This is a genomic window from Citrobacter sp. RHB25-C09, assembly GCF_013836145.1.
GTDB lineage: Bacteria > Pseudomonadota > Gammaproteobacteria > Enterobacterales > Enterobacteriaceae > Citrobacter_A.
Genome location: NZ_CP057483.1, coordinates 1860964 through 1885046, shown reverse-complemented (window position 1 = coordinate 1885046; position 24083 = coordinate 1860964). Strand labels below are relative to the sequence as shown.

Annotated in this window: 22 protein-coding genes, 1 tRNA gene and 3 pseudogenes; 11 read left to right on the top strand and 15 right to left on the bottom strand. The window is 46.7% G+C overall.

Annotated features, from left to right (window positions below; genetic code table 11):
* Window positions 1-185: 185 nt before the first annotated feature.
* The 5 genes and pseudogenes from umuD (at window position 186) to HVY19_RS08735 (ending at window position 4516) form a co-directional block, all read left to right on the top strand.
* A complete protein-coding gene (gene umuD / locus HVY19_RS08755; RefSeq protein WP_154929800.1) occupies window positions 186-605 on the top strand; it encodes a translesion error-prone DNA polymerase V autoproteolytic subunit in 420 nt (139 codons plus the stop codon).
* Window positions 606-607: 2 nt separating this feature from the next.
* Window positions 608-1870: a translesion error-prone DNA polymerase V subunit UmuC gene (umuC, locus tag HVY19_RS08750; RefSeq protein ID WP_154929798.1), complete on the top strand. Its 1263-nt coding sequence runs from the start codon at window positions 608-610 to the stop codon at window positions 1868-1870.
* Between the two features lie 232 nt (window positions 1871-2102).
* A pseudogene (locus HVY19_RS08745) lies at window positions 2103-2497 on the top strand (transposase); the annotation flags it as partial.
* Between the two features lie 75 nt (window positions 2498-2572).
* A pseudogene (locus HVY19_RS08740) lies at window positions 2573-3492 on the top strand (IS3 family transposase); the annotation flags it as partial.
* 25 nt (window positions 3493-3517) lie between these two features.
* The gene (locus HVY19_RS08735) at window positions 3518-4516 is read left to right on the top strand and encodes a hypothetical protein (protein WP_169516404.1); all 999 of its coding nucleotides are present in this window, start codon (window positions 3518-3520) and stop codon (window positions 4514-4516) included.
* Window positions 4517-4836: 320 nt separating this feature from the next.
* Here the strand turns inward: HVY19_RS08735 and HVY19_RS08730 are convergent, their stop codons facing one another.
* The 10 genes and pseudogenes from HVY19_RS08730 to HVY19_RS08685 all read right to left on the bottom strand — a co-directional run bounded on the left by HVY19_RS08730 (window position 4837) and on the right by HVY19_RS08685 (window position 16167).
* The gene (locus HVY19_RS08730; protein WP_181683924.1) at window positions 4837-6795 is read right to left on the bottom strand and encodes a UvrD-helicase domain-containing protein; all 1959 of its coding nucleotides are present in this window, start codon (window positions 6793-6795) and stop codon (window positions 4837-4839) included.
* Entirely contained in the window at window positions 6792-9101 is a 2310-nt protein-coding gene (locus tag HVY19_RS08725) for an ATP-dependent endonuclease (protein WP_181683923.1), read from the bottom strand. Before HVY19_RS08725 ends, HVY19_RS08730 begins: the two co-directional genes overlap by 4 nt.
* Before the next feature lie 151 nt (window positions 9102-9252).
* Window positions 9253-9666, bottom strand: coding sequence for a TetR family transcriptional regulator (locus HVY19_RS08720; protein ID WP_181683922.1), 414 nt, complete (start codon window positions 9664-9666; stop codon window positions 9253-9255).
* Window positions 9647-11503, bottom strand: coding sequence for a site-specific integrase (locus HVY19_RS08715; RefSeq protein ID WP_169516407.1), 1857 nt, complete (start codon window positions 11501-11503; stop codon window positions 9647-9649). Before HVY19_RS08715 ends, HVY19_RS08720 begins: the two co-directional genes overlap by 20 nt.
* Window positions 11500-13110: a hypothetical protein gene (locus tag HVY19_RS08710; RefSeq protein ID WP_181683921.1), complete on the bottom strand. Its 1611-nt coding sequence runs from the start codon at window positions 13108-13110 to the stop codon at window positions 11500-11502. Before HVY19_RS08710 ends, HVY19_RS08715 begins: the two co-directional genes overlap by 4 nt.
* 10 nt (window positions 13111-13120) lie before the next feature.
* Window positions 13121-14278, bottom strand: a complete 1158-nt coding sequence (locus tag HVY19_RS08705) for a tyrosine-type recombinase/integrase (protein ID WP_181683920.1) — start codon at window positions 14276-14278, stop codon at window positions 13121-13123.
* A gap of 71 nt (window positions 14279-14349) precedes the next feature.
* Window positions 14350-14451: pseudogene (locus tag HVY19_RS08700) on the bottom strand (hypothetical protein); the annotation flags it as partial.
* Window positions 14452-14453: 2 nt separating this feature from the next.
* A complete protein-coding gene (locus HVY19_RS08695) occupies window positions 14454-14873 on the bottom strand; it encodes a translesion error-prone DNA polymerase V autoproteolytic subunit (protein WP_181683919.1) in 420 nt (139 codons plus the stop codon).
* A 176-nt stretch (window positions 14874-15049) separates the two neighbouring features.
* Window positions 15050-15841 (bottom strand): aminoglycoside adenylyltransferase family protein, encoded by a 792-nt coding sequence (locus HVY19_RS08690; protein ID WP_181683918.1) that lies wholly within the window; start codon window positions 15839-15841, stop codon window positions 15050-15052.
* A complete protein-coding gene (locus HVY19_RS08685) occupies window positions 15841-16167 on the bottom strand; it encodes a four-helix bundle copper-binding protein (RefSeq protein ID WP_181683917.1) in 327 nt (108 codons plus the stop codon). The genes HVY19_RS08690 and HVY19_RS08685 overlap by 1 nt, the downstream gene beginning before the upstream one ends.
* A 181-nt stretch (window positions 16168-16348) precedes the next feature.
* Here HVY19_RS08685 and uspF point away from each other — a divergent pair, with 181 nt between their 5' ends.
* Together uspF and bla are read left to right on the top strand one after the other, a co-directional pair.
* Window positions 16349-16777 (top strand): universal stress protein UspF, encoded by a 429-nt coding sequence (uspF, locus tag HVY19_RS08680; RefSeq protein WP_181684245.1) that lies wholly within the window; start codon window positions 16349-16351, stop codon window positions 16775-16777.
* A 223-nt stretch (window positions 16778-17000) separates the two neighbouring features.
* Window positions 17001-17888: a class A beta-lactamase gene (gene bla / locus HVY19_RS08675; protein WP_181683916.1), complete on the top strand. Its 888-nt coding sequence runs from the start codon at window positions 17001-17003 to the stop codon at window positions 17886-17888.
* Window positions 17889-17998: 110 nt separating this feature from the next.
* Here the strand turns inward: bla and HVY19_RS08670 are convergent.
* Window positions 17999-18073, bottom strand: a tRNA-OTHER gene (locus tag HVY19_RS08670).
* Window positions 18074-18451: 378 nt separating this feature from the next.
* Here HVY19_RS08670 and HVY19_RS08665 point away from each other — a divergent pair.
* Entirely contained in the window at window positions 18452-18646 is a 195-nt protein-coding gene (locus HVY19_RS08665; RefSeq protein ID WP_181683915.1) for a hypothetical protein, read from the top strand.
* A 246-nt stretch (window positions 18647-18892) separates the two neighbouring features.
* Here HVY19_RS08665 and HVY19_RS08660 read toward each other — a convergent pair whose 3' ends face one another.
* On the bottom strand, window positions 18893-19474 hold the full coding sequence (locus HVY19_RS08660; protein ID WP_181683914.1) for an ABATE domain-containing protein: 582 nt from the start codon (window positions 19472-19474) through the stop codon (window positions 18893-18895).
* 91 nt (window positions 19475-19565) lie between these two features.
* Between HVY19_RS08660 and HVY19_RS08655 the strand changes: the two genes are divergently transcribed.
* Window positions 19566-20492 (top strand): alpha/beta hydrolase, encoded by a 927-nt coding sequence (locus HVY19_RS08655; RefSeq protein WP_181683913.1) that lies wholly within the window; start codon window positions 19566-19568, stop codon window positions 20490-20492.
* 227 nt (window positions 20493-20719) lie between these two features.
* On the opposite strand, the gene HVY19_RS08650 is transcribed toward HVY19_RS08655, so the two are convergent.
* Both HVY19_RS08650 and HVY19_RS08645 read right to left on the bottom strand, forming a co-directional pair.
* Window positions 20720-21511 (bottom strand): PhzF family phenazine biosynthesis protein, encoded by a 792-nt coding sequence (locus tag HVY19_RS08650; RefSeq protein ID WP_181683912.1) that lies wholly within the window; start codon window positions 21509-21511, stop codon window positions 20720-20722.
* 427 nt (window positions 21512-21938) lie between these two features.
* A complete protein-coding gene (locus HVY19_RS08645; RefSeq protein WP_181683911.1) occupies window positions 21939-22265 on the bottom strand; it encodes a winged helix-turn-helix transcriptional regulator in 327 nt (108 codons plus the stop codon).
* Window positions 22266-22355: 90 nt separating this feature from the next.
* Here HVY19_RS08645 and HVY19_RS08640 point away from each other — a divergent pair, with 90 nt between their 5' ends.
* Together HVY19_RS08640 and HVY19_RS08635 are read left to right on the top strand one after the other, a co-directional pair.
* Window positions 22356-22682, top strand: coding sequence for a nuclear transport factor 2 family protein (locus HVY19_RS08640; RefSeq protein WP_181683910.1), 327 nt, complete (start codon window positions 22356-22358; stop codon window positions 22680-22682).
* Window positions 22682-23461, top strand: a complete 780-nt coding sequence (locus HVY19_RS08635; RefSeq protein ID WP_181684244.1) for an SDR family oxidoreductase — start codon at window positions 22682-22684, stop codon at window positions 23459-23461. Before HVY19_RS08640 ends, HVY19_RS08635 begins: the two co-directional genes overlap by 1 nt.
* A gap of 226 nt (window positions 23462-23687) precedes the next feature.
* Here HVY19_RS08635 and cspG read toward each other — a convergent pair whose 3' ends face one another.
* Window positions 23688-23900, bottom strand: a complete 213-nt coding sequence (cspG, locus tag HVY19_RS08630) for a cold shock protein CspG (RefSeq protein ID WP_181683909.1) — start codon at window positions 23898-23900, stop codon at window positions 23688-23690.
* Between the last annotated feature and the right edge of the window lie 183 nt (window positions 23901-24083).

Below are 24083 nucleotides of genomic sequence, written 5' to 3'. Positions count from 1 at the left end.
CTTACTGTCAGAGTGCTACGGTTTCGCTGAACTGGGTTTAAGTCAGGCAACAAAACTATATTAGATACCACACAACTAAATTAACAGACACTTCAAGCACTTTCAGGAATCGCTTCACAAGTTTCTTGATCCTTAGCCGCTTTCAGCAATACTGTATATAAATACAGTGCCATAGGATCAACATCATGCTTTTCACCCGACCAACTGAGATTTCTCCCCCGCTCATACTTCCTCTCTTTTCTGAGAAAGTGCCCTGCGGCTTTCCGAGCCCTGCGCAGGACTATGTTGAGGACAGACTGGATCTCAATAAATTGCTGATAAGACACCCGAGTGCCACTTACTTCATAAAAGTTAGCGGGGAGTCTATGCATGACGCCGGTATCAGCGATGGGGATCTTTTAGTGGTTGATCGCTCACTTCCGGCCATACATGGCGATATTGTTATTGCTGCTGTGTCAGGTGAGTTTACCGTCAAAGAACTTCGTACTCATCCTTATCTACAGCTAGTACCTCACAACCATAATTATTCTTCGATTTCATTTCAAAATGCAGATGAATTAGAAATATTTGGGGTGGTGATTTTTAGTATTAAGGCGCATAAATAAACATGTTTGCTCTCGTAGATGTAAATAGTTTTTATACTTCTTGTGAAACTCTTTTTCGGCCAGACTTGCAGGGGAAGCCTGTTGTCGTGGTTTCCAATAACGACGGCTGTATTATTTCTCGTTCAACTGAAGCGAAATCCCTCGGTATAAAAATGGGTGAACCTTTTTTCAAAATAAAAAACAATACATATAGTTCCAGGATTCATGTATTTAGTTCTAATTATGCACTTTATTCCGATCTAAGTGAGCGAGTTATGCAGACGCTAACTGCAATATCTCCTTCGATCGAAGTTTATTCAATAGATGAAGCCTTCGTTAATTTATCTGGGGTGATAAACTGCATGCCATTAAGTGATTTCGGTCATGAAATGAAAAACAAAGTATTTAAAAATACAGGTTTAACTGTAGGAATTGGTATTGCACAAACAAAAACATTAGCAAAGCTAGCTAACCATGCAGCCAAGAAATGGCGTGGCACTGGTGGTGTTGTCGATTTATCTAATATTGATCGGCAGCGTAGGCTAATGGCACTTACCTCTGTTGAGGATGTGTGGGGTGTTGGTCGAAGAATTAGTAAGAAACTTAACTCCATGGGTATTAATACAGCACTTGATCTGGCTGAAAGCTCATTGTGGATAATAAGAAAGCATTTTAATGTCGTGCTTGAAAGGACCGTCCGAGAACTTCGTGGTGAGCAATGCCTTGAACTAGAAGAGTTTTCACCAACAAAACAACAGATCATCTGTAGTAGATCTTTTGGCCACCGTATAACTCAGTACTCAGATATGCATCAGGCCATTTGTGCTTACGCCGAACGCGCAGCGGAAAAACTGCGTGGCGAGCGTCAGTTTTGTCGTTTCGTTAGCGTTTTTGTTCGTACAAGCCCACATGCAGATAACGAAATATACTATGGAAATCAAGCTTCCGTAAAACTATTGATACCATCGAATGATACACGTGACATTATAAACGCTGCTACGAACGCCCTAAGGAGGGTATGGATTGATGGTCATCGATATATGAAGGCTGGTGTTATGCTTGCTGATTTTTTTAGTAATGGAGTGGCTCAGTTAAATTTATTTGACGATAATTCCCAACGAAGAAACAGCGCTGCATTAATGGGGGCTATAGACAAACTGAATAAGTCAGGGAAAGGGAAGGTTTGGTTTGCAGGTCAGGGGTTCGAAAAATCATGGACTATGAAACGTGAGATGTTGTCTCCCGCTTACACAACCCGATATTCAGACTTGCCAGTGGCAAGGTGAAATTATTTTGAACTGAAGCCCTGATGGAGATTTATATTATAGGCGTAAAGATAAGCTATATTAAAATGCATTTTCCTACTGTAGGGGGGTGGATGTCTAACGTGGCAATGATAGTTGGTAGTGCTTCTGCTGGGTTATCAACTTGGCACCAAGTATGAATCTGACCTGCTCCCCGTTGATTAACACACCGCGATGTTAGTAATGTCTTCATAAGCCACATGAGGACATCCCCATGAAGAAGTGTTTTTCCGACGGACAGATCATCAGTATTCTCCGCGAGGCTGAAGCCGGGATTTCTGCCCGTGAACTCTGCCGTAAAGCACGCCATTTCCTACACCACCTTTTACACCTGACGCAAGAAGTATGGCGGTATGGCGGTGCGGTTAAGAGCCTGAAGTCCTTCAGCTTAATCACTAGCGTGTGTACTGCCTTTATCATCTCAGCGGGCTGGGCGTAAAACGCAGACGATGTCGTAAAGGACTGGCAACGGAACGTCTGCCGCGGCTCCGCTCGGCAGAGCCCAACCTGACCTGGTCGATGGATTTCGTCATGTACGCGCTGGCCACCGGCCGCACGATAAAGTGCCTGACCTGCGTGGACGACTTCACGAAGGAGTGTCTGACTGTAAGTATCCTGGTAAAACGAACCATTCACTTTTAGATATCTTCCGACATACTGATTATATCCCCTTAGGAGATCACTATACGTAAGATCCGATTCACTGAGCACCAGATCATCGCCGTGCTGAAGTCCGTCGAAGCCGGACGAACCATCACAGATGTGTGCCGTGAGGCCGCGATATCCGAAGCCAGCTATTACAACTGGAAGGCGAAATATGACGGGGTGGAAGCGGCCGATATAAAAAAAATCAAAGTTCTGGAAGACGAGAACCGGAGGCTTAAACAGATGTTTGCTGATCTCACCCTTGAGTGCCGGGCACTTAAGACGTCATCGAAAAAAAGATTTAAAACCAGCGATAAAACGTGAACTCGTTAGCTATCTGACGGCATAATTTGTCATGAGTTTACGCCAGAGCTGCTGGACGTTATCGCTGAGCAGGACAGTGTAGTTTTATCAGCCTGTTACCCGGCGTGATGAACCGGTGATTCATGCGCTGACTGAGCTGGCAGAACGCTATCCGCGCGACGGTTTTAGGTTTTAAGAAACTGTTCCAGCTGCTGCGCAGGCAGGGCAATACCTAGAACCATAAACGTGTTCACCGGATTTACTGTCCGCTGAAACTGAATTTTCGCCGCAAGGGAAAGCAGCGTCTGACGGTGAGAACCCCAGCAGTGCTGGCGACACCTGAAGCACTCAATCAGTGCTGGTCCATCGATTTTATGCATGACGCGCTGACATGTGGTAAATGCTTCCGGACATTTAATGTGGTGGATGATTTAAACTGTGAGACTCTGGCGATAGAAATTGCTCTGAATACCCCGGTACAACGTGTTGTGCGGGTGCTGGACAGAATCGTGGTAACCCGTGGCTATCCGCTAAAGATGCGAATGTATAACGTGCCGGAACTGATATCACAGGCACTTGCGCAGTGGGCTGAAAAGCATAGTGTGGTGCTGGAGTTTATTAAGCCGGGTAAACCGATACAGAACGCCTTTTTACAATTTCACAGCTAGCTTTGGAGAAATAATGAACGGTATATTTTATAACAACACAATTACTACCCTACCGGGATGGGCTGAGCCTTTACATTTATCTCAGCCAATCGGTTACGCATATGAAACTGCAACCCACTTTGTGCATTTATATGGTAAAGACCATGGGTTGAATGTAATTTCTGTTGGCTTAACAGTAATTGAGAAAAAAAATGGCACTCTAGTTGATTGGGTACAACGAGTATTTGGCGCTCAAAATATCCAACCATTATCTTTGCCTATTGGTGATACTGTTGAGAATCTTTGGCGTCCTTCACTTTATTACTCTAACGATATTCAGATAGCCTTAAATATCGATCCATATGAGCAGCGTTCAGCAGAGCAGGCGTTGCGTGTACTTGTCGAAAAACTTGATGATATTCTCCTCTATGTGGAACCTAGTCAAAGTGGTTTAGCTTCTTATGGGCATAAAAGTAGAGAGTTACTAATACTTGCGTGTACAGAGGTTGAAAATCTATGGACTTCAATTTTCCAAAAAGCAGGAATCCCCCCTTCAAACAGCCGAATGTACACAACTCAAGACTATGTAAAACTGTTGCCTAAAGCTGGATTGAACGAATTTGAAATAACGTTTAAAAACTACAATGGATTACGTACTTTTCAACCATATGCAAATTGGAATACGCAGCAACCTACTCAGTCTTTAAGCTGGTATCACGCATACAATAAAACTAAACATGATCGAAATGCATCATTTAATGAAGCAACCTTAGAAAATGTGATGGACGCAACTTCAGGGGTTATAGCTATGTTTTGTGCGAAGTTTGGTCCTTTTTCACTGATACATGATAATAATGCTCTATCTTCTCTTATGAATCAGCATTTTCACATTAATCTTAAGGATAGTGACCATTCAACGTACTATGTTCCTAAGATAAATTTACCAGTAAACACAAGAAATGACTTGTTCTTATATGATTGTTATCGAGAGGGGCACAATGAACAGTGGAATGTTCAACCACTAGTGCTATAAGAAAAACTAACAAGACGTTGGTTCCCTTTAAATAGTGAGAGGATTTATGGCAAGAATGACCGCTCCCAATATTAGATACAACCTTCAGTTAGCGATGTCGGTTTGTCTACCTTCTAATGGTCCATTTGTAAATAATGAGACCTGATAGCAGGGAATGTGTTCAAAGAATTTGTAAATACGCAATAGTTAGAGATAAGATAGGCGAAGCGTCCCGCCTTCGGGTTGCTACTTACCAAAAATACCAAAGCGGGGTGCTACCCCCGCTTTTTTTGTTTCTGAGCATTCCTCTGCTACCGATATGAGCCCCGCAAAAATATTGATCACAGGGCTAGATCAAAGACGGTTCCAGTGTGGATGGCTTCCACTTCAAAAAGATCAAGTTGGCGTATGTGATCCTCGGCCTGCTCAGGATTAGCGGTAAACAGAACAACCGCCAGGTCTTTTAACGCCCTTGTGCAACTCACATAGAAAAGCCGCCGCGTTCGATCCATGGTTGTTTCTTCACCGGCATCCATATGTTTCTGGTCGTTATCTGAGAGAGCCTCAAGACCGAGGTATTTTTCGTATGAGAATTGGAAATGGTTGCTTTCGGCGTCATCCAGTACGACAAGTACCCTATCAAACTCAGCACCTTTGATGCCTTGCTGAGTCCAAAAGGGAGAACGTTCCGAAATATAGGTATGGTATGGCAAAAGCTGGCTTGCGGGGCAGGCAAGGAAAGCATCCATTGAGGCCATTTCCTTGTCAGTTTCACCCTCTTCTTGAACATCGTCGTCATTGTTCTCCCCTGCTTCTGGCTCAGGCTGAACAGGAAGAACTGCATTTGGATCCAGATACGATACCAATCGAGGGTCAAGGACTAGTAAATCGGAGGAATTTACTTGTTTTAGAAGATCGCCGATTGTTGCTCCGGAATGTCCCGCTATGCCCGCTGTGATTGAAGCAACAAGTTCGCCAAGTACCTTAAGGCGTTCCGCCACGCTCGCTCCTCCAAGAGACTCTTTATCAAGAAGAAGTGAATACTCTCGAATCAAGCGCATCACTTCAAGTTGTTGACCATTGGTATGAGCAATAGCAATCGGGATCAAAAACTTTACACACGATGAAATAGGCCATGCAGACCCGTCTAAAAAACCATCTTTGAACGCTGATGGGGCTTTAGAGTTAAGTGCAGTGTAGAGGTCCCCAAACCCTAAACGCCTTGCTGCCATCTGGTGAACAATGACAAGAAGCTTTACTCGCGCCTGATCATTATCATCTGATCGCCAGTAGTCGTCACCTGTTCGTGTTGCCATCCATTCACGTACACGAACGAGATTGGCATCCCGTGTTTCGTCAGCAGGCAAAATAAAAAGGTGTGCGGAACCCTCTGGGGTGGGAATGATACCTTCTGGACCTAGACGTTGACCAGGGGTCTGAACGAGGTCATCACCACCACGACGAATGGCATTCGCGAGGTTTAAAACCTTAGTTGAACACCGGAAATTTTCAGGTTTCGGAATGTCAATCCAAGTAGACTCTGCTTCGACTTGTCCGGTTCCTGTGACATATATCCGTTGCATCGGATCGCCGAAGAAACCAAGGCAGAATGTGACCCCGGGTTCACGCTCAACGGCCTTCAAAGCTTGCACGACTGCAGGAGTTGTGTCTTGGCTCTCGTCTACAAAGACGAATGGAAACTGGCGTGCGAGAAGGCTTCGAAAGAGAGAGCGTTCGGAAATAAGGTAGGAGACCAGTTTCAGAATGTCGTCATGACCAAGAATACCCTTTGCGTAGTTGCTACCTGTTCCGTATCGAAAACCTTTTACTGTAGCTATCCGCTCCGACTGGCGACGGAGGCGCTCCAAATCTCGGGCGTCCTTATCCTTCGTCCGCTGTTGGACTCTGGGACCATAGGTTGCGCATTTTTCTTCAAGCACATCAATTTTTTCCATGATGCGCCCAGACACCCAGATGCGAATATCGTTCTGGAAAGGCTTAGCTAACAGCCACATAAAACTGTGGATCGTTGAGACATGAACCAGAGGATCACTACCGACGTCCCTCCAAATCTCTCCAGCAGCAATCTCGGTATAAGTAATACAGGCAATGCGCTGCCGGGTCCTCTTGAGCTTATCGCCGTGTATTTGGATGGCCGATGCCAAGCCTTTAATCAGTGACGTAGTTTTTCCTGAACCAGCGCCGGCCTTCATGATGAAGCTACGTGGTGGAACGTTGCTAAGGCAGTTCCGCAAGTCTATGTCGGCCTGGGTGTCTGGCTTATTTGCTCGACTACTCATTGCTCACCTCCCGTCACAACATCTTCTTCGGCGATAAGTTCAGGTAGCACGGTTTCGAGTTCGAGCCGTATTTCGTCTTTCAGCCAGACAAGTCCATCACGGATATAAACCGGCACATGCCATGCTTCCTCATCTTCGGTGAGAACTGCAAGCGCAAACTTTGTTTTATCGAAACTCTTTCGCGAAACCTTTTGATGAAGGCCTTCGGCAAGAGCTGCTGGACTAATGGGCTCTCCTTTCACAATTAAACCTAAAGGCTTTCTCGCTATGGCTTGGGACCAGTTCGGGTTTTCGAGGCCGAAATCCTCTTCAAGCGTACGCCCGCATAAGATTTCGGTGGCTCCGTTCCAGGTAATAGCCCGCTCAGTCTGATAGGCAACGCGAACCTTTGCATCGTTTTCGAATACGTGAGTTTTGTCCGCTTCAGATGCATTACGCAGTTCTTCGATTGTGAGCTTCCCAGGAAGCCATTTGATAAGAGTTTGGTTCGAGGTTGCAGCGTTCGGTGTACTTGGTAAGCAGGCTGTGCCATATTTCTTCTTAGGTGCAGGAACCATCGATTCACCGTCTGGATCTTGCTCATTGCCTTGGGCCAGGTCCGCTGGATCGTCTTCCGCGTCGGTTGGAATATCAAATTCTTCGAGTTCTTCGTCCTCCTCAGCACCCTCAATCGCCTGAGCTTTAAGAGCAACACTATCAATATCAGTAATGATCAGTGTGGTCAGACCGAGAAACTCAATGAGTGACTGGAAACGGTGTCCAAAGGCCCCACCAACCTCTAAGACACATAAGCAAGCTGAGCGGAGAGTCTTCGCGCTCTTTCTAATCATGACAGGGAGGAGCAATCTCTCAACGTTACCTTCAACGAGAATAGCCGCATCTGAAAAAAATAGATCACAATGTGTCAGCTTCAGATATCGTTCTAAAAAATCACGATCATTCGGTTGAGATTGGTAAAACGCCGATAGATTGAGGACTTCTGTCACCTGTTCTGTACCAGTTTTTTTGCGTCGGAAATAGCGAATCGGCTTGAATCCTCGCTCGTAAAGGATGTGCGGCGAGTGAGTCGTGATAACCATCTGACTACCAAAAATGCTTCCGTCGTCTCCCTCTATGTTCAGAAGTTCAAGAATATTGCGGATGAAGACCTGTTGGAGCTGAGCGTGTAGATGAGCCTCCGGTTCCTCCACAAAAAGCAGATGCAATGGAGGTCGATTATCCATCGCTGCCCATCTTGCTTGGGAGTCTAAAATTTCTACAACCATGTAGATTAAATTTTTGAATCCAAGCCCATTATAACTGTCAGGAAGAGTGGCGGTCTCTTCTCCATCTCCGATCTGATAATGAACCCGTGCATCCTGGTTCATTACGTGAGCGGGGTCTAATGCTGACATTATTTTCAGTCGCGGATTATTGACGCCCGGATAGCCAAGCCTGGCAAGCCGATCCAGCATCGGCTTGAATACGCCATCCAAATGAAGGTTGAGCGCTTGCTCAGAGTCGAATAGTGCCTTAAGGGCTACATGATCGTCTTGTCTTTGATTAAGGTTGCGTTTGTAGAAGCGGCTTAAACGCTTTGACAAGTCTTCTGATCTTCCCCCAGCTTCTGGATTAGGATCTGCAAGATGTCGTTGCGCACCCAGATTATCGATATGAATAAGTGATTTTAAAATTGTTCCGCCGCCTGGTTCTCCACTTAATTCATCTGGAACATAATTTCCAATCTCTTGGAAGGTCGTCTCATCAAATCGTGTGCGATCTAAGATGAAGTAGCGCAACTCATATTCGCTCTTGAGTTCGCGCTGAAGATAGTCCGTCATGGATCGAGGCCATGGTGTATATTGCGAATCTTGTGGCAGTTCCGCTGTCTGTGCAGCCCCTCTGGCTTTAGCTTCCTGGAAGTTTTGAATGAGGTTAATAGAGTTTTTCGCGGTCAGGGAAACTCTAATGCCGACCTTAGTGCCTTCCCATGCTGTACTAGGAAGCAATGGAATGACGAGATAGAGATCTGCTGCCGCGACCTCGAACCAAAGATCGAGATCTATACTCGGAAGTGAGAATCCCTCGGGTATTGGATCAGCTAAATTGATATTTCCCGCTTCATCAAAACGTTTCCAACATGGGGAACTAAAATCGTAGAGGCTAAAACGATCCCTCCCTCCCGTGATGAACGCATGAATCGCTTGAGTCGCTGAGGTTTTTCCGCTGTTATTCGATCCTACGAATATTGATATATCGTCAGCCAGCTCAATATGAGCATCCTGTAGACGTCGGTAGTTCTTAAGGCGATACGAGTGAAGATGCACGAAAAATCCTCCGTTGATTTTTTAAATTTACAGCAAAACATGTTACTGATATATATCCGTATTATCTTTTAAAACTCTGCAGCTTAAAGCCCGTTGCCTCACATTCCCGAGGAGAGATATCACTAGACTGCAATATATCCGATGACAACCACTAATTACGGGATTTGGAAGAAATGGAAACAACCCCCCTATTACCTGCTGTCTTCAACTCGTCCATTTCGAACAACAGGCGTTGATTTACAGAAGCAATTCGAGCCAGCTCGTCTAAAAGTTGGTCATTCTCTGCACGGAGCACCCGGTTCCTCTCCTTTTCAACCATCAGCGCCTGATGTTTCGAATCTCGCTGGGCGCGAACTGACTTACCCATGAGGAGGCGGATTTTCTCCGCCACCGCTGGGTAGGTGTTATGAATGAGTCCAGGTGTAACGCCCGCTATTCGGGCAACCAAAGCGATGGAAATCTTTTCGTTACCTTCGACAAGGTCATTAATGACTTTATCAAGAACATCTAGTGTGTTTGACCGCGAACGGACAAGAGTCTGCCGCTTAATGGACTTCATCGCCATTCCCAGCCTCGTCAATATTGCCATTGATAGGAGACAGACCTAAGCTCGTGATGACATCTAATGCAACCTGTAAATCGCGCTCTGCCCGCTGTCTTACAGCAGGCCCAGCATCTTCGATGTTGAGCAACTCCTGCTGTTGACAGTATATGTCCTGCCACGTATCCGCGAAAAGCTCATCAATCACCGCGTTTTTGCATGTTGGGCAGCGTGTTGCCTCGTATAATCCGGCTCCGCCACAACCTCGCTCTGTTGCAATACACCAGCCGTGTCCAGTCGCACGAATGTTTGCATGTGGGACGGTTTGGGCAAGCAATGCGGCCCTGTCTTTGATTGGAATAGCTCGCATCTTGACGATTTTTTCACCTGCGCCACCTGCTAAAGGCTGTTCATCGAGCCATGATTCGATCAAATCAATTTTGTATTCTGTCATCTGCTGTAAGATTTCATCAAAAAGTGCCAAGTCTTGCTGCGGGTTAGACGCATACAGTTGGGTCATGCTCATGCTGCTGTGTTTAAACTGCCACTTGAGAAAAATAAGCGAAGTTCTTCCCATACGGGACTCCACAAAGCACCTTGCATATGTTCTTCTGCATTGATGTGTCTTTAACGGCCAATCACTTCCAGCAGCTTTAGCTAAACGGCCAAATGCAACATTAGAACCTTGGCCGCTAAGCGCTTCAACGTGGTAGCCTTCCTTAATTTTTCCTCCTTGGCTGTTTCGTCCCAGAAATAGTTTCTTCGAATCCTTTCGAGCTTTTTCGAGCCTAAGAATGTGTTCGGTTGAATTCGAACAATTCTGATTTTTTGCAAGCAACCTAATCTCTTGCTCCAACTCCTTTCTGATAGGTACGGAATATCTTGCCAAAAGATTTAGTGCTTCAAATGTCAGTTCCGGCACAAGATACTCGACTAGCCCTTTGCCTGTTTTATGCTCGATTGTAGCTACCCAGTAAAAGGTGATGCCATTCTTTAACTCCTTACGCCAAGCACCGACCTCAATTCCAATAGCCTCGTCATTGCGCATACCGCTAGTGATTGAAACTATATATAGTACAGCGTCTCTACAACGAATTGACATCTGTTCATCGCTAGGATGATATCCAATGCCACAGACAGCCAACTCAGCCTTCATATCTTGGACAATTTTTTCACAATAATTGAAGATTTTGGATTGTTCATCCGAAGGAATGATATCCGTTCGCCCAACGTTTTTATTTTCTGCATCTAACCCTTTTATATTGGCAATCCCGCAAATACGCCACAATGTTGAACTCCCCCAAGGATAATTTTTGAGGGGGAACATCATATCGGTAGAGAATACCCAGAGAAAATCAATAATCCGTAATCGGCCATACAGCGGAAGAGGCCTTAATTTCAACTCACTTTTGCAATAATGAACGTAATTGCTGATATGGATTGGAATGATCTCTGCAAAACTTGAAACGCCCAAATTATTTAGCCAGCGAATAAAAGGTATCACGCTGGCAACAGCAAAAGTAGTGATACCCCGTGCGATAGGTGGTTTAGACCCAGGCATTCCTCTCTTAAACCAAGCATAAGCAACAGCTTTACTGTCATCAATGAGCGCCCGAGGCATGCTCATATCCCAGTTGATAAATTTATAAGAATGAGAAACGTTTGCCTGATCAAAAAACGGGCGTAGATCCCACTGCGAATCGCCAAACCGACTAAGAACCAGCGTTTCACCATCTTCATTAACAATAGCACTGATGACGATTGCATCCCGCTCTGCAGAACTTAGTCCATTAGCTGTAGCTGGCTGGGAGATGAGGACATCATATGCCTGCAACATGGCACTAACGCTTCTTGTGCTCATATTTCACCTCCTAGTTTTTTCTTCATGAACTCGATCTTTTTACTCCAGAACAAGTGTGGAGAGGATTCAGCTTTAGTCTTTGCTTGCAGGACCAACGCAAGATCGAACTTTCGGGAGGTGAAATCATCTATCAACTGAATAAAATTAAACTGCCGCCTGCGCCATGCGTCCCACTCATCAGTAAGAAAGTATTTTATTTCGGCATATAAGAATTGTTGGTAGCTGAACAGCCGGTATAAATCCTCCAAAGTTCCTACAATTGCATAGCTAGGACAAGCAAGACAGTGAATGAACTCAGAACAATGATTGATGCCATCCATAGGCGCCAGACTGCCATAAAGACTGTCTTTGCAACCGCCTGATGGGGTCGGTGTAATGGTGGTGCCACGAAGTTTATCAGGGAAAGTCTCACCAATGAAAACCGCGCTCTCAGTCTTGATTTCATCGTTTATTTTCAAATAGTGATTATCTGCAACTTGTGGGGTATGTCCCATGATCGAAGACACTTCGATGATGTCCCCACCACTCAGTTTCCATAGGCGGCTTTCCATTGTTTTCCGCAGACGACTAAGAGTGACATTCAGTCTATTTCCTTGATCATCTTGGAGTGAATGACGCTTACAAATACTTTTGCTACACACGTATAAAGCACCGGGATTAAGAGCAACAATTTTGTTCTCACCCCCAGGCTGTCCTGAGCGATATAACCATATATATGAACGAATCTCATCTGATGCCAGCTCCACAAGCGGTTTACTGATTGCAAGCGCCTTATTCAAGACTGCAACCCCATCAAGTGGAATGGAGCTATATTGATCCAGTAGATTTGTTTGACGTATTGTTTTGTTCTGCGCACCTTTGCCACGACGCTTGAGAGTGTTAATTAGTTTGAGATTTGGCAGAAAAGGATGTGGTGTTATAGCGTCTCTCTCCATCTCTAATAATGACGTTGTATTAAGGCCGGACCTTGCAGCCGTGATTAGCAACAGCACTGTCATTTTCTCAGCTTCATTACCAAGAAACGTGCCTTTATAGATATCAATAAAATCGCATTTTAATGCACTAAGCAACCTTTGCATCTCTCTCATGGTAAACGGATCTGCATCTTTTGTATTTTTCGCATTATTGGGGAACGGATTAGGCGGTAGGAGATCGTCAAGAACGTTTGCTATAAACCCATAATCCGCCAGAATAATAATTAGTGATTTGAAGCTTGTATAAAAATTCTTGGCCGTCGAGCCGTTTGGGTATTTGATTTTTAGCCAGGATATATAACGTTCCATGTCTCGTTTTGTCAGATCACTTGGCGTAGCAGGTGGTGATTCAATTAGATTTGCGCTTAAAAACTTCATAAAGTTTCTCAATCCTGTGACCGAATAACCAATTAAAGTGGCGACAGAAAAATTCCCTCCTTGTAATAATGCTCTGATAACATGAATGCTTTGAATTGCCCAAGCGTCGAAACCCAGACCTAGGTATTGAGAATGATCAATCTGCCTATGGTTTCTCGGGTTTCTTGGCAAGTCAATTTTGATATTTTCAACGGCAGGTTCTAAATTTTTAGTGCCTGGTTGCAGATCTGCCTTATAGTTCTTTTGCTGAGCCAATATATTTACCTCAGTCGTGATTAAGAGAGGTGGTCATAAACATCATGTCAATTTCATCTTCATACGCAAGTACGGATTGAGCTTCCAGTTGATTGATAAGATGCAAATAGATCATCGTTGTTTGAACATCTGAATGGCCCAGCCGATCTCTTACATACATTAGTGGCTCACCTTCAAATTCTTTAGTTTTTCGAAGGGCAAGCAAAGTATAAGTTCCATAGGTGTGACGCAGCATATGGGCACGCACATAGAAACCGCACTTACGTTCGTAGGACTTCATAATGTCTACGACAGCATCTTTTGAGTATTGCTTTCCTTCATTTGTCAGTAATAATGCGGTAACACTTCCATCACCCCTAGAATTACGCATCTGCCGTTGATGAAGGGAATAAGACCACATGTCTTCCATTAGCGACCAAGGCACATCAATGATTCTGGGTCGGTCATACTTAATTTGCATATCTGAAGGCTCAAGAGCAACGCTTATCATCTGCCCACGGCGCAGCCCATTCTTCAACCTGGGATTAAACACATATTTGAGAGGAAAAGACCTGGCTTCACAGGAGCGAAGTCCAGTTCGTACCATGAGGTGAAACAGTATCTGATGGCTTGGATCGGCATCTAAGGCAAGGCATACTTTGACTTGTTCTTTGGTCAAAAATTTCATTAGACGCTTTCGCTCGCGGAGCATTATTGAAATTTTACTTCTTTCTTTCCCAGGCCGAGTTACATGGCTTAAAAGACCTGAGTGGGGAACAATATGAGTTTTTTTCTCACGAAAAGGCAGCACCTTTATTAGGTTGTTCAGCTTCGCCCACCGATAAAATCTCACAATCAACGCCAGACGGTTGTTAACAGTACGCGGATTAAGCGCTAGTTCGCCGATTGACCAATCTCTGTATCTCGAAAGAACGCTAAGGCCGTGAGCTGGGGTTTCATCGTTCCAGGCTAGCGCATTGGCTTCCAGGAAAGCGAAGTAGTCATACAAACGCCGACCGTATGCTTCCCAGGTCAGAGTGCTTAGTGATTCACCTGACTCGATGAGGATGTGCCAAAGAAAGGATTGTGCTGGTTGAACTGGCCACCCATCTGCTCCAATCAGTAATGGAAAGCCTTCGAAGGAGCGGTTAGCCAGAGTCAAATCTTGAGTTGCAAATACAAGCCTCATGTCACGCCCACGCCATCAAGAATAAGATGATGTGAACAGCATAGGATTAACTAACGTTTCTCACCACTCAGATCGTTATTTGACAGCACGGCAACCGGTTTTCCTTTGAGATCCGGGCGGAATACCGTCTCGCAGGAAGCATAAAAGGAATTAACATCCACCAGAGCAAACATCGTTATTTTATCGTTTTGATAATGCGCGTAACGACGCCGAAAATATCCAGCGTATCTTCACTGCTCACCCGGATGGGTGAATACGCGCTGTTCATTGGGTTTAACTGGATAGAGGGCCGTAGCTGCAACTGTTTGACCGTGAATTCGCCTTCGACCGCCGCGATCACAATATCGCCATGGCTCGCCTGATAAGTGCTATCCACCACCAGCAGATCGCCATCATCAATACCCGCGTCTATCATCGAATCTCCGGCGGCTCTGACGAAATAAGTTGCGCTGGGGTGCTGAATAAGCAATTCGTTAAGATCGATGCGCTGCTCAACATAGTCCTGCGCCGGTGAGGGAAAGCCGCACGGCACAATGTCGGAAAACAGTGGTATCGCCACAATCTGGCGCAAATCTGCGGGGCTGTAGAACATCATAATCACACATCCATATATTTACTGTATTTATATACAGTAGTTTTAAAAGAAAGTGAGATCAAGCGGGGAAAACGGCGCTGGCTTACGCTTTGCGCGCAGCATATTGATTTTATTTATCCCAATGGGGGAAAAAATATTGAGTGGAGAAATCGAATGCTGATAAAAGCAGCAAAGTGTTATTCACAGGTCGGTAACTGTTCGACGATCGCCGCTTTCGCATAGTGGACAAAACGTTCGGTGGCGGACATTGCTTCCGTCCAGTCGACGGTGTCCAGCCCCAGGTAGTCACGCTGCGCCGCCTGCAGCAGCGCAGCGTGTTCATCGGGAAGCTGTGGAAGGAGCCATTCTGCCGCCGCATCTTTCGCGGTAAATTCTCCCGTCACCGCGCTGTACCAGATACGCGCGAGGGTCAGAATGATATTTCGCTCATCTCCCCGTAAATCACCCGGCGCCTGCCATAGTTCAAGCGTCTGGCGGAAGGTCTGCACAAGGTCGCGTTGAGGCACAGGTTCAAACAGCGTATCGGCACGCTCGCCCACGACGGCAACGCTGGCATTGCGCACATGCGTCAGTAATATCGCCAGATCGCAGTCCGGCTGCGCGGGCTCATAAATCCCGGAACGAATATCCTCACGCAGCCACTCGCCAAACTGCATCTCTCGTTGCGGTGGAAAGCGCCAGGGCGCTACGACGGCATAAACAACCACCGTGACCTCTAGCGCCCGCCAGCACGTCGACGTGCCTGGCGAGGCTGATAGCGGAAGTATTTCCTCCATCAGCGCTTTTCGCTGCTCTGGCGTCAGCGGCTGGTGCGTGGTGACCAGAAGATCAATATCGCTCCAGGGCTTCAGCCCGCCTTCCACAGCAGAGCCGTAAAGGTGAATCGCCAACAGATTGCGCCCCAGGATCCGGCTGATAACAGCGCAGGCGGTATTTACTTGCTTCTGAATGCTGGCGGGTATAAGCATCAGGCGATCATTTTCAGACAGGCATCAGCGCAGGCGTTACAGGCACGGGCGCAGTTCTGGCAATGGTCGTGTTCGTGTTTCGTACATTCCTGCGCACAGGCTTTGCACAAATCCGCACACAAACGACAGACCTGGCTGAGATGATCGCTACCCAGCGCCATAAACTGCGCTGCCAGACGGCATATTGCCGCGCATTGAGTATCCAGGCGAAGGCAGTTCTTCATCATCGCAATATCGGCCTCTTCCAGACATGCCGCGGCACACCGATCGCACGCCGTCGCGCATGCGTAACACAGATCGATACATTCTTGATTCTCTGTTTGCATAACTCACTCCTTATTTCATTAAGGTAAGTAGATAAGTCTGCACAGGATGAGTGATATCGCCAGTTAACAGTGGATTTCATTCTTCTGATGATTGTTGATCATAACTTTGATCTGGTCATTATTCATTCAATCATAAATCCGATATGATTAAGATGTTAATAAAAAACAGGAGGTAATGATTATGTATCGTTCCGTTCTGGTTCCTATTGATGTCACAGAAGTCGATTTGACGCGTCAGCTCATTCCTCAAGTCGAAGCTCATGCTAAAACCGCGCAAGTCCATTTTCTGGCAGTTATCCCCTCCGTCCCCTTTTATGCTTCTCTCGGACTCGCCTATTCGGGGGAGTTTCCGGATAAGAATGGAATAAAGGAAAAAGCTTTAGAGAAGCTGGATGAGATAGTACAGCAATTTAATATCCCTGAAGGCAGAGTCCAGAAACATATTGTCTATGGCCCTCCGAAGGATCAGATCCTGAAGCTGGCTGATTCGCTCAGTGCCGATCTGATTATTATTGCCTCGCACCGACCGGGTTTCTCGACCTACCTGCTGGGTTCTACCGCATCGGCCGTTGTCCGCCACGCGCAATGCCCGGTTTTAGTCGTTCGTTGACCAACGTACCTGTGCCGGATAAAGCGTTTGCGCCGCCATCCGGCAAAAGGTAAACACGTTTAAAACGGGGGCCTGCGGGCTCCCGTTGATTATGCTTTCACATCCATCACGGGAACGCGTGTTATCGCGCAACGAAGAGATGCGCCTGCCTGAAACGCCCAATACAAGGTAAAATGGAAAGCAACCTTACATATCCACTGTTTTATGACCAGGGCGTTTAAAAATGTTGAAAAAATGGTTTCACCAGACTGCATTTCTCACTGCCGCTGTTATGCCCTTTTTGCTTGGCAGTACGCCACTGCGGGCACAGGCGCCAGCGGATCTCCAACAGGTTCAACAAAAGCTTACGGCATTAGAAAAACAATCCGGTGGCCGACTGGGCGTTGCGCTCATTAATACTGCCGATGACTCGCTGACCCTTTATCGGGGGGATGAGCGCTTTGCCATGTGCAGCACCGGTAAAGTGATCGCCGCCGCTGCGGTGTTGAAACAAAGCGAAAGTGATAACTCGGTTTTGCAGCGGAAAATGACCATCAGCCAGGCCGATCTGACGAACTGGAATCCAGTCACAGAAAAACATGTCAATAAAGAGATGACATTAGCTGAGCTAAGCGCTGCCGCCCTGCAATACAGCGATAATACCGCGATGAAGAAACTGATTACGCATCTTGGCGGTACGGATAATGTCACCGCTTTTGCCCGCACCCTGGGTGATGCCACGTTTCGCCTGGACCGCAAAGAGCCTGAACTGAATAGCGCCATTCCGGGAGATGATCGCGATACGACTACCCCACTGGCTATGGCGAAAAGCCTGCGTAACCTGACGCTGGGCAATGCATTAGCGCCGACACAGCGCGCACAGCTTGTGGCCTGGCTGAAAGGCAATACCACTGGTGCCCAAAGCATTCGTGCCGGGTTACCTGCCAACTGGATCGTAGGCGATAAAACGGGTGCGGGAGATTATGGAACAACCAACGACGTCGCGGTGATCTGGCCAGAAGGCCGTGCGCCTTTAATTCTGGTGACCTACTTTACCCAGCCCCAACAGAAGGCCAAAAGTCGCAAAGATATACTGGCCGCTGCCGCAAAGGTCGTGACGGAACATCTCTAAGTAGATAGGGTTGTGTAACATTTATGTCGGGTGGCGGCTACGCCTTACCCGACCTACACGTTTGGTCATCGCAATAAAAAAGCCCGGACTCACGTCCGGGCTCTGAAATTTGGGCCGCCATCGAGGCCTCGAACCCCGTTCCCTACAACAAAAGTCGTTCGCTCTTCCAGATGAGCTAATGGCGGTTAGACGATCGCTACTGCAGGATTGAGAATTTACTCATCAGCAGGATCGGGACGGGATAATACATAACTCAAATAGACCACGCAATAGGTATGGGTTATTTGAATATATCATTGCCGTTCGTTTGTTCAATATTCATGCAGAATATATGTCCCCCAAGAAATTACACACAGTTATTGCGTGGTTATTAATAACGAACCTCTAAAATATAAACATTTCTTTTTCAGAATCTTCATCTTGTCACTACATTTGGTTTGAGTAAGATTCGTTTTAAACTAAACTTTCATTCAGTCTGCGATCTCTAGCGACCAAAAACAATTATGCTACTGGTTGAAATACGACCAGCACTTATCACCTGCAATTTTTGTAAAGGAAGGAACATGTACGTCCTGGCGTTGGTTGCCTCGCTTTCTGGCGACTACATAAAAAGTGATATTATTGGTGCATACACTGACCTGAAGCAGTGCGAGGTGGTATCGGAAACTTATTCCTCCAGAGCAAAGTGTTTTTATCTTGATCCTAAAAAGGGGTTACAGGACGTTAATTCCCCTGCACTTTCTCCTTCACCGGAATAATTAAAGTAGCATAACAAACGGGAACCTAAGGGCTCCCGTTCTTGTTTAACCTGGCATCTGGGTTACAGGTCACGGTCTTCGCGGCAATTGCGCTTTCCATCCTTTTAACAATCAGGGATAGCACTCCGATCACGTTAGTCTGAACTACAAAACCATTTTGTGGGTAATCCTGAAACCGCCATAACACGCCAGCGTCCGCTTTTGGCACAGAGCAGACGGGAACGCAGCGCTGGCACATCTCTCTCATTAAGGTTTCTTTCTGGAACGGAAGGCGGCTACTTTCATGCGGTTGCCGCAGGTTGCCATGCTGCACCAGCGTCGGCGATGAGATTTACTCAGATCGTGGAACAGCAAAATGCAGTCATGAGCTTCACACTGGCGCACGTATTCGAACTTATCGCTGGTAACCAGATTGATTAGAGCATCGGCAATCGGCCAAAGAAGACCAGACGGGCATCCGGCGCTTTGATAAACCGCAACCCGGAATTGTTGCGTGTCGCCATCCCATTCAAGCTTCCTGATAGGGCGACCCACTTCAAGTACCCGATTGATTACCGCCAGATTTACCGGAACTCTGTTCATGGCAGCGTTCACAACATTCCTTGCAGTTTCGCGAAGTTCACGAGCCTCAGTAAGCAACCCACGTGGGATCTGCTGATCCTTAAGGTCAGTCAATAGCCCGACTCTTATCAACCAACTTGCAACACTTTGATCATCGATAAAACAGTCATGACGTTTACCCTCAACTACATACTCAGTGTTAATGAAATCGAGGGCCAGGTTATCACCCAGTAACGGGGCGTCAGAATAAGTGTTTTCAGAACTCATGATTTTATGTAACCCATAAATTTTATTTGACAGGTTACCAAAAATTTACGTAACCTGCAAATCGACACTATAAAGGTTACACGAGGTTATCATGACTGCTTCAAAATCAATCTCCGCCATGGCACTTGCAGACTCTTCGTTTGATGGCACGGTCGCCAGTCCGGTTTATTACCGCTATGAACAGGTGGATAACGTGAAGATTTTCTACCGCGAGGCTGGTAATCCAGAGGCACCAACAATCTTGCTGCTTCACGGCTTTGCAGCTTCATCATTCATGTTCCGCGACCTAATACCCGCTCTTGCCGAGAGCTATCACGTTATTGCGCCCGATCTGCCAGCGTTCGGTTTTACTGAAGCCCCTGCAAGAGATGAGTATTCCTATACTTTCAACCAACTGGCGAAAACCATTGAGCATTTCACCGTTCAGCTTAAGCTCAACACCTACGCACTTATGGTGCATGACTACGGTGCCCCGGTAGGCTGGCGTCTCGCTGTCTCGCATCCCGAGCGTGTGACCGCCATCATCTCCCAGAATGGCAACGCTTATGAGGAAGGACTGGGGGAAAGCTGGGCGCCTATTCAACGATACTGGCACGAACCCACAGAGCAGAACCGGAAAGCCCTACATGACTTCCCGACACCGGCCTCAATTAAATGGCAATATCTTGAAGGCGTTGCCGACACGAGTTCGGTTTCGCCAGATGGTTATACCCTGGAAGGACTGCAAATCTCGCGGCCGGGCAATGCGGATATTCAACTCGATTTGGTGCTGGATTACGCCTCAAATGTGGCCATGTATCCTTTATTCCAGAAGTATTTCCGAGAGTATCAGCCACCGCTGCTGGCGGTTTGGGGGAAGAACGATCCATTTTTCCTGCCAGCAGGCGCGCTGGCATGGAAACGTGACCTTCCTGATGCGGACATTCGCTTCTATGATACTGGGCACTTCGCGCTGGAAACCCATGGCAGGGAGATCGTTCCTGTTATCAGCGAGTTTCTGAAAAAGAATGTTGTGTAAAGAGGACGCCGGGAACCTTGCTGAGACTCTGGCGCAGAGGGGCTGATTCCCCAAAGGTATTCCTGCCCAGTAACATCTGTCAGGAATGCCTTTACCCACTTCCGATTCGAGCCGAAAGCAGAATATACTGCAACGTCCGCGCCTGGCACGAAGCGGATCGCCAGCCCCACTATCAGGTCTGCCATATTGAACAGCAGACCTGATGTCCGAACAACATCCCGAGCGTTCTACCGCAACTGTATTTTACCCACCAGGTAAGTCGTTGCCTTTCCGCCAATACAGACACGACCTCCGGCTTGCTGACAGCGCAATTCCCCACCACGCTCAGCACCCTGATGCGCCAGCATTTGTGTCTTCTTCAGTTTTTCCGCCCAGTATGGAATGAGCATGCTGTGTGCTGAACCTGTGACGGGATCTTCCGCGACAGCTTCTCCCGGACAGAAGAAACGGCTGACAAAATCATATTCCCCTTCCCCCGGTGCTGTGATGCAAACCATTTTGCCCAGAGGCAGCATGGCATTAATATCCGGGCGAACTGCGTCTACCTGCCGTTGATTCTCCAGTACCACCATGTAATCACGCGCCACGCGCACTTCTTTGCATTCAGTAATACCCAACGCTTCCAGCAGTAATGACGGCGGCGTGACGGACTCAGTTTTCCAGGCAGGAAAATCAAGTGTCAGCCATTCGCCGTTGCGTGTCACCGTTAGCGGGCCGACAAACCGGGTATCAAAATGGATAACCGCGTCCGGATAATCAAGATACTCAAAGATGACGTGAGCAGCAGCCAGCGTGGCATGTCCACACAAATTGATTTCCCCTTGCGTGGTGAACCAGCGCAACTCAAAACCCTTTTCGGTCGGGACAAAATAAGCGGTTTCTGACTGGTTATGCTGTTTAGACATTTTCAACAATGTCTCATCGGGCAACCATTCTGTAAGCGGACAAACAGCCGCAGCATTACCACCAAAAGTGGAGGTGGTAAAAGCATCTATCATGTAAAAATCGATTTGTCGCATTACGAAACCTCTGCATCGCACCCGGAATAGCGCTTACCTTACCATGCCAGCAACGTATTTTTTTGAGTAATTTCAACACCCGCAGAAAGCGCCTGCCGCCAATTCATACTGGCGTGAGCGGCTGTTGTTTCTGCTTTGCATGTCATTCCAGTAACGCATTAAGGTCCCCAAAAAAACGGGAACCCTTCGGCTCCCGTTCTTTCAGGTACTTCACAAGAAAGAGATGATAAATCATGTGTGTTCTCACGAATTATCAATGGCTTAACCAAATGTTTCGTACATGATTTTTTATTTCAAACTAATAAATTCAAATGGTTACCACTAATATAAAATCTCAAAGGTAAAATTTTACTGTCGAGAAGGTTCGTTGTGAGCGAGGAGCGGACATCTGGCTTTTCGCTCAGATGCCAAAACGTACCAGTGGTACCTAAACCTGGCGTTTTTCTGCCCATTTAAGGATTGCATCGAGAGCTGGACACAGTGCTTGCCCCCAATCAGTGAGTCGATATTCAACTTTCGGTGGTACCTGCGGGTAAACCATGCGCGATACAATGCCATCGGCTTCCAGCTGTCTCAGCTGTTGTGCCAACATTTTTTGCGAAATTCCGGGAATCAGTTTTTCAAAATTAGAATAGCGTTGCACCTTTCCGTCAAAAAGATGAAACAGGATAATCAGCTTCCAGCGACCTTCCAGCAGTCGCAGGACTTGCTCCACACCGTTTGCGGCAGATTCCGGGCTATATAACTTACTCATAGATCAGTCACTCACTTTTTAGTGCGTACTTGTCAATTTCACAGTCTATGTTAAAAATTCTCGTACTGTAAATAACGGGATCATAAAGCCATGTCACTATCACTTCCGAACGCTATTTCAAAATATTTTACCATCAGTAATGGTGCCGATATTGTCGACATTAAGCACTGCTTTACGACTGATGCGATTGTGCTTGATGAAGGCAAAACCTATCAAGGGCATGAGGCAATCGAAGCGTGGCAACGTACCGCTCAGTCTGAATTTGACTACAGCGTAGAGCCCATTGAAGTTTTCACCGAAGGAGATCGGGTAATAGTCACATCTAACGTTGTTGGTAATTTTCCCGGCAGCCCAGTAGTACTCAAACATGCTTTCGGTCTGGTTGATGACAAAATTCGCATTCTGGAGATTGTATGATGCTGACGGATCTTGATTTTCAGGGTAAACGCGTGCTCGTTACCGCAGGTACCAAAGGGATCGGCAAAGCAGTTGTCACGCTGTTAAAGCAGTTGGGGGCCACGGTGTTAACTACCGCACGTCACATTCCCACGGAATCTATTGCAGACGCATTCGTTGCGGCAGATTTGACCACAATCAAAGGGTGCGACTTAGTCGTTGAAGCCGTTCATAAGCAACTGGGCGGTGTCGATATCATCGTGCACATAGCTGGCGGTTCTACCGCTCCAGGCGGTGGTTTTGCAGCGCTGGGTGAAGATGAATGGCAACAGGAACTCAATCTTAACCTGTTGCCTGCGGTACGCTTAGATCGTGCCTTGCTGCCAGGGATGCTAACTCAGCAGGACGGAGTCATTATTCACGTCACCTCTATTCAGCGTGAGCTACCGTTACCGGAATCGACCACGGGTTATGCGGCGGCAAAAGCGGCGTTATCGGCGTATAGCAAAAGCCTGTCGAAAGAAGTATCCCCTATGGGGATTCGGGTAGTTCGTGTTGCGCCAGGTTGGGTAGAAACCGAAGCATCGGTAGCATTAGCAGAACGACTGGCACAGCAGGCAGGAACGGACTATGAGGGTGGTAAGCAAATCATTATGAAGGCACTCGGTGGTATTCCGCTAGGTCGCCCCTCAAAGCCCATCGAAGTGGCGAACCTCATCGTCTTCCTGGCCTCGTCCTGTGCTGCCACTATCACGGGTACGGAATATGTTATAGATGGCGGCACTATTCCGACAGTTTAGTTATGCATTACTAATCGGCTCTCTTTTTGTCACCATCATAGGGTTTGCACTATTTGGTTTCATTTTTTCACTTCAGCAACTGCAGTAATATGACCGTCACCCTTGTTGCATACCATCCATGAAAAATAAAAACCCGCTCAGGGCGGGTTTTTATTTTTCACATTCACTTATCTGCTCAGGTCGGTGCCGTCATCGCTATCGCAAGCGTCTGTGTTATTATCGGCAATTAAAGCGCGACAACGTTTCCGGCAGCCGGACCTTTGGCGCCATTCTCAATCGAGAACTCAACCTTCTGGCCTTCATCGAGCGTTTTATAATCATTGCTCTGAATGGCAGAGAAATGAACAAAAACATCTTTGCTGCCGTCATCTGGCGTAATGAAACCGAAACCTTTGTCAGAGTTAAACCATTTTACTAAACCAGTCATTTTATTCGACATAGATACTTCCTTTATTTTTTTGAGCCACATTTTGTGGCGAACATGGCCTGCTTGCAGATGAGGACTTATTGGGCACTTAGGAGGAGGCTCATGCAGAAGAGTATCTGAAGATAACGCTTGAAATGAGGACTGCTTTACTAAAACTGCTTTCATAAGGTCTGTATGCCAAACCGATGATGCATA

Coding starts and splice junctions, on each gene's coding strand:
- umuD (WP_154929800.1), top strand. CDS start 186: ATGCTTTTCACCCGACCAACTGAGATTTCTCCCCCGCTCATACTTCCT.
- umuC (WP_154929798.1), top strand. CDS start 608: ATGTTTGCTCTCGTAGATGTAAATAGTTTTTATACTTCTTGTGAAACT.
- HVY19_RS08735 (WP_169516404.1), top strand. CDS start 3,518: ATGAACGGTATATTTTATAACAACACAATTACTACCCTACCGGGATGG.
- HVY19_RS08730 (WP_181683924.1), bottom strand. CDS start 6,795: ATGAGTAGTCGAGCAAATAAGCCAGACACCCAGGCCGACATAGACTTG.
- HVY19_RS08720 (WP_181683922.1), bottom strand. CDS start 9,666: ATGGCGATGAAGTCCATTAAGCGGCAGACTCTTGTCCGTTCGCGGTCA.
- HVY19_RS08715 (WP_169516407.1), bottom strand. CDS start 11,503: ATGAGCACAAGAAGCGTTAGTGCCATGTTGCAGGCATATGATGTCCTC.
- HVY19_RS08705 (WP_181683920.1), bottom strand. CDS start 14,278: ATGAGGCTTGTATTTGCAACTCAAGATTTGACTCTGGCTAACCGCTCC.
- HVY19_RS08695 (WP_181683919.1), bottom strand. CDS start 14,873: ATGATGTTCTACAGCCCCGCAGATTTGCGCCAGATTGTGGCGATACCA.
- HVY19_RS08690 (WP_181683918.1), bottom strand. CDS start 15,841: ATGCTTATACCCGCCAGCATTCAGAAGCAAGTAAATACCGCCTGCGCT.
- HVY19_RS08685 (WP_181683917.1), bottom strand. CDS start 16,167: ATGCAAACAGAGAATCAAGAATGTATCGATCTGTGTTACGCATGCGCG.
- uspF (WP_181684245.1), top strand. CDS start 16,349: ATGTATCGTTCCGTTCTGGTTCCTATTGATGTCACAGAAGTCGATTTG.
- bla (WP_181683916.1), top strand. CDS start 17,001: ATGTTGAAAAAATGGTTTCACCAGACTGCATTTCTCACTGCCGCTGTT.
- HVY19_RS08665 (WP_181683915.1), top strand. CDS start 18,452: ATGTACGTCCTGGCGTTGGTTGCCTCGCTTTCTGGCGACTACATAAAA.
- HVY19_RS08660 (WP_181683914.1), bottom strand. CDS start 19,474: ATGAGTTCTGAAAACACTTATTCTGACGCCCCGTTACTGGGTGATAAC.
- HVY19_RS08655 (WP_181683913.1), top strand. CDS start 19,566: ATGACTGCTTCAAAATCAATCTCCGCCATGGCACTTGCAGACTCTTCG.
- HVY19_RS08650 (WP_181683912.1), bottom strand. CDS start 21,511: ATGCGACAAATCGATTTTTACATGATAGATGCTTTTACCACCTCCACT.
- HVY19_RS08645 (WP_181683911.1), bottom strand. CDS start 22,265: ATGAGTAAGTTATATAGCCCGGAATCTGCCGCAAACGGTGTGGAGCAA.
- HVY19_RS08640 (WP_181683910.1), top strand. CDS start 22,356: ATGTCACTATCACTTCCGAACGCTATTTCAAAATATTTTACCATCAGT.
- HVY19_RS08635 (WP_181684244.1), top strand. CDS start 22,682: ATGCTGACGGATCTTGATTTTCAGGGTAAACGCGTGCTCGTTACCGCA.
- cspG (WP_181683909.1), bottom strand. CDS start 23,900: ATGTCGAATAAAATGACTGGTTTAGTAAAATGGTTTAACTCTGACAAA.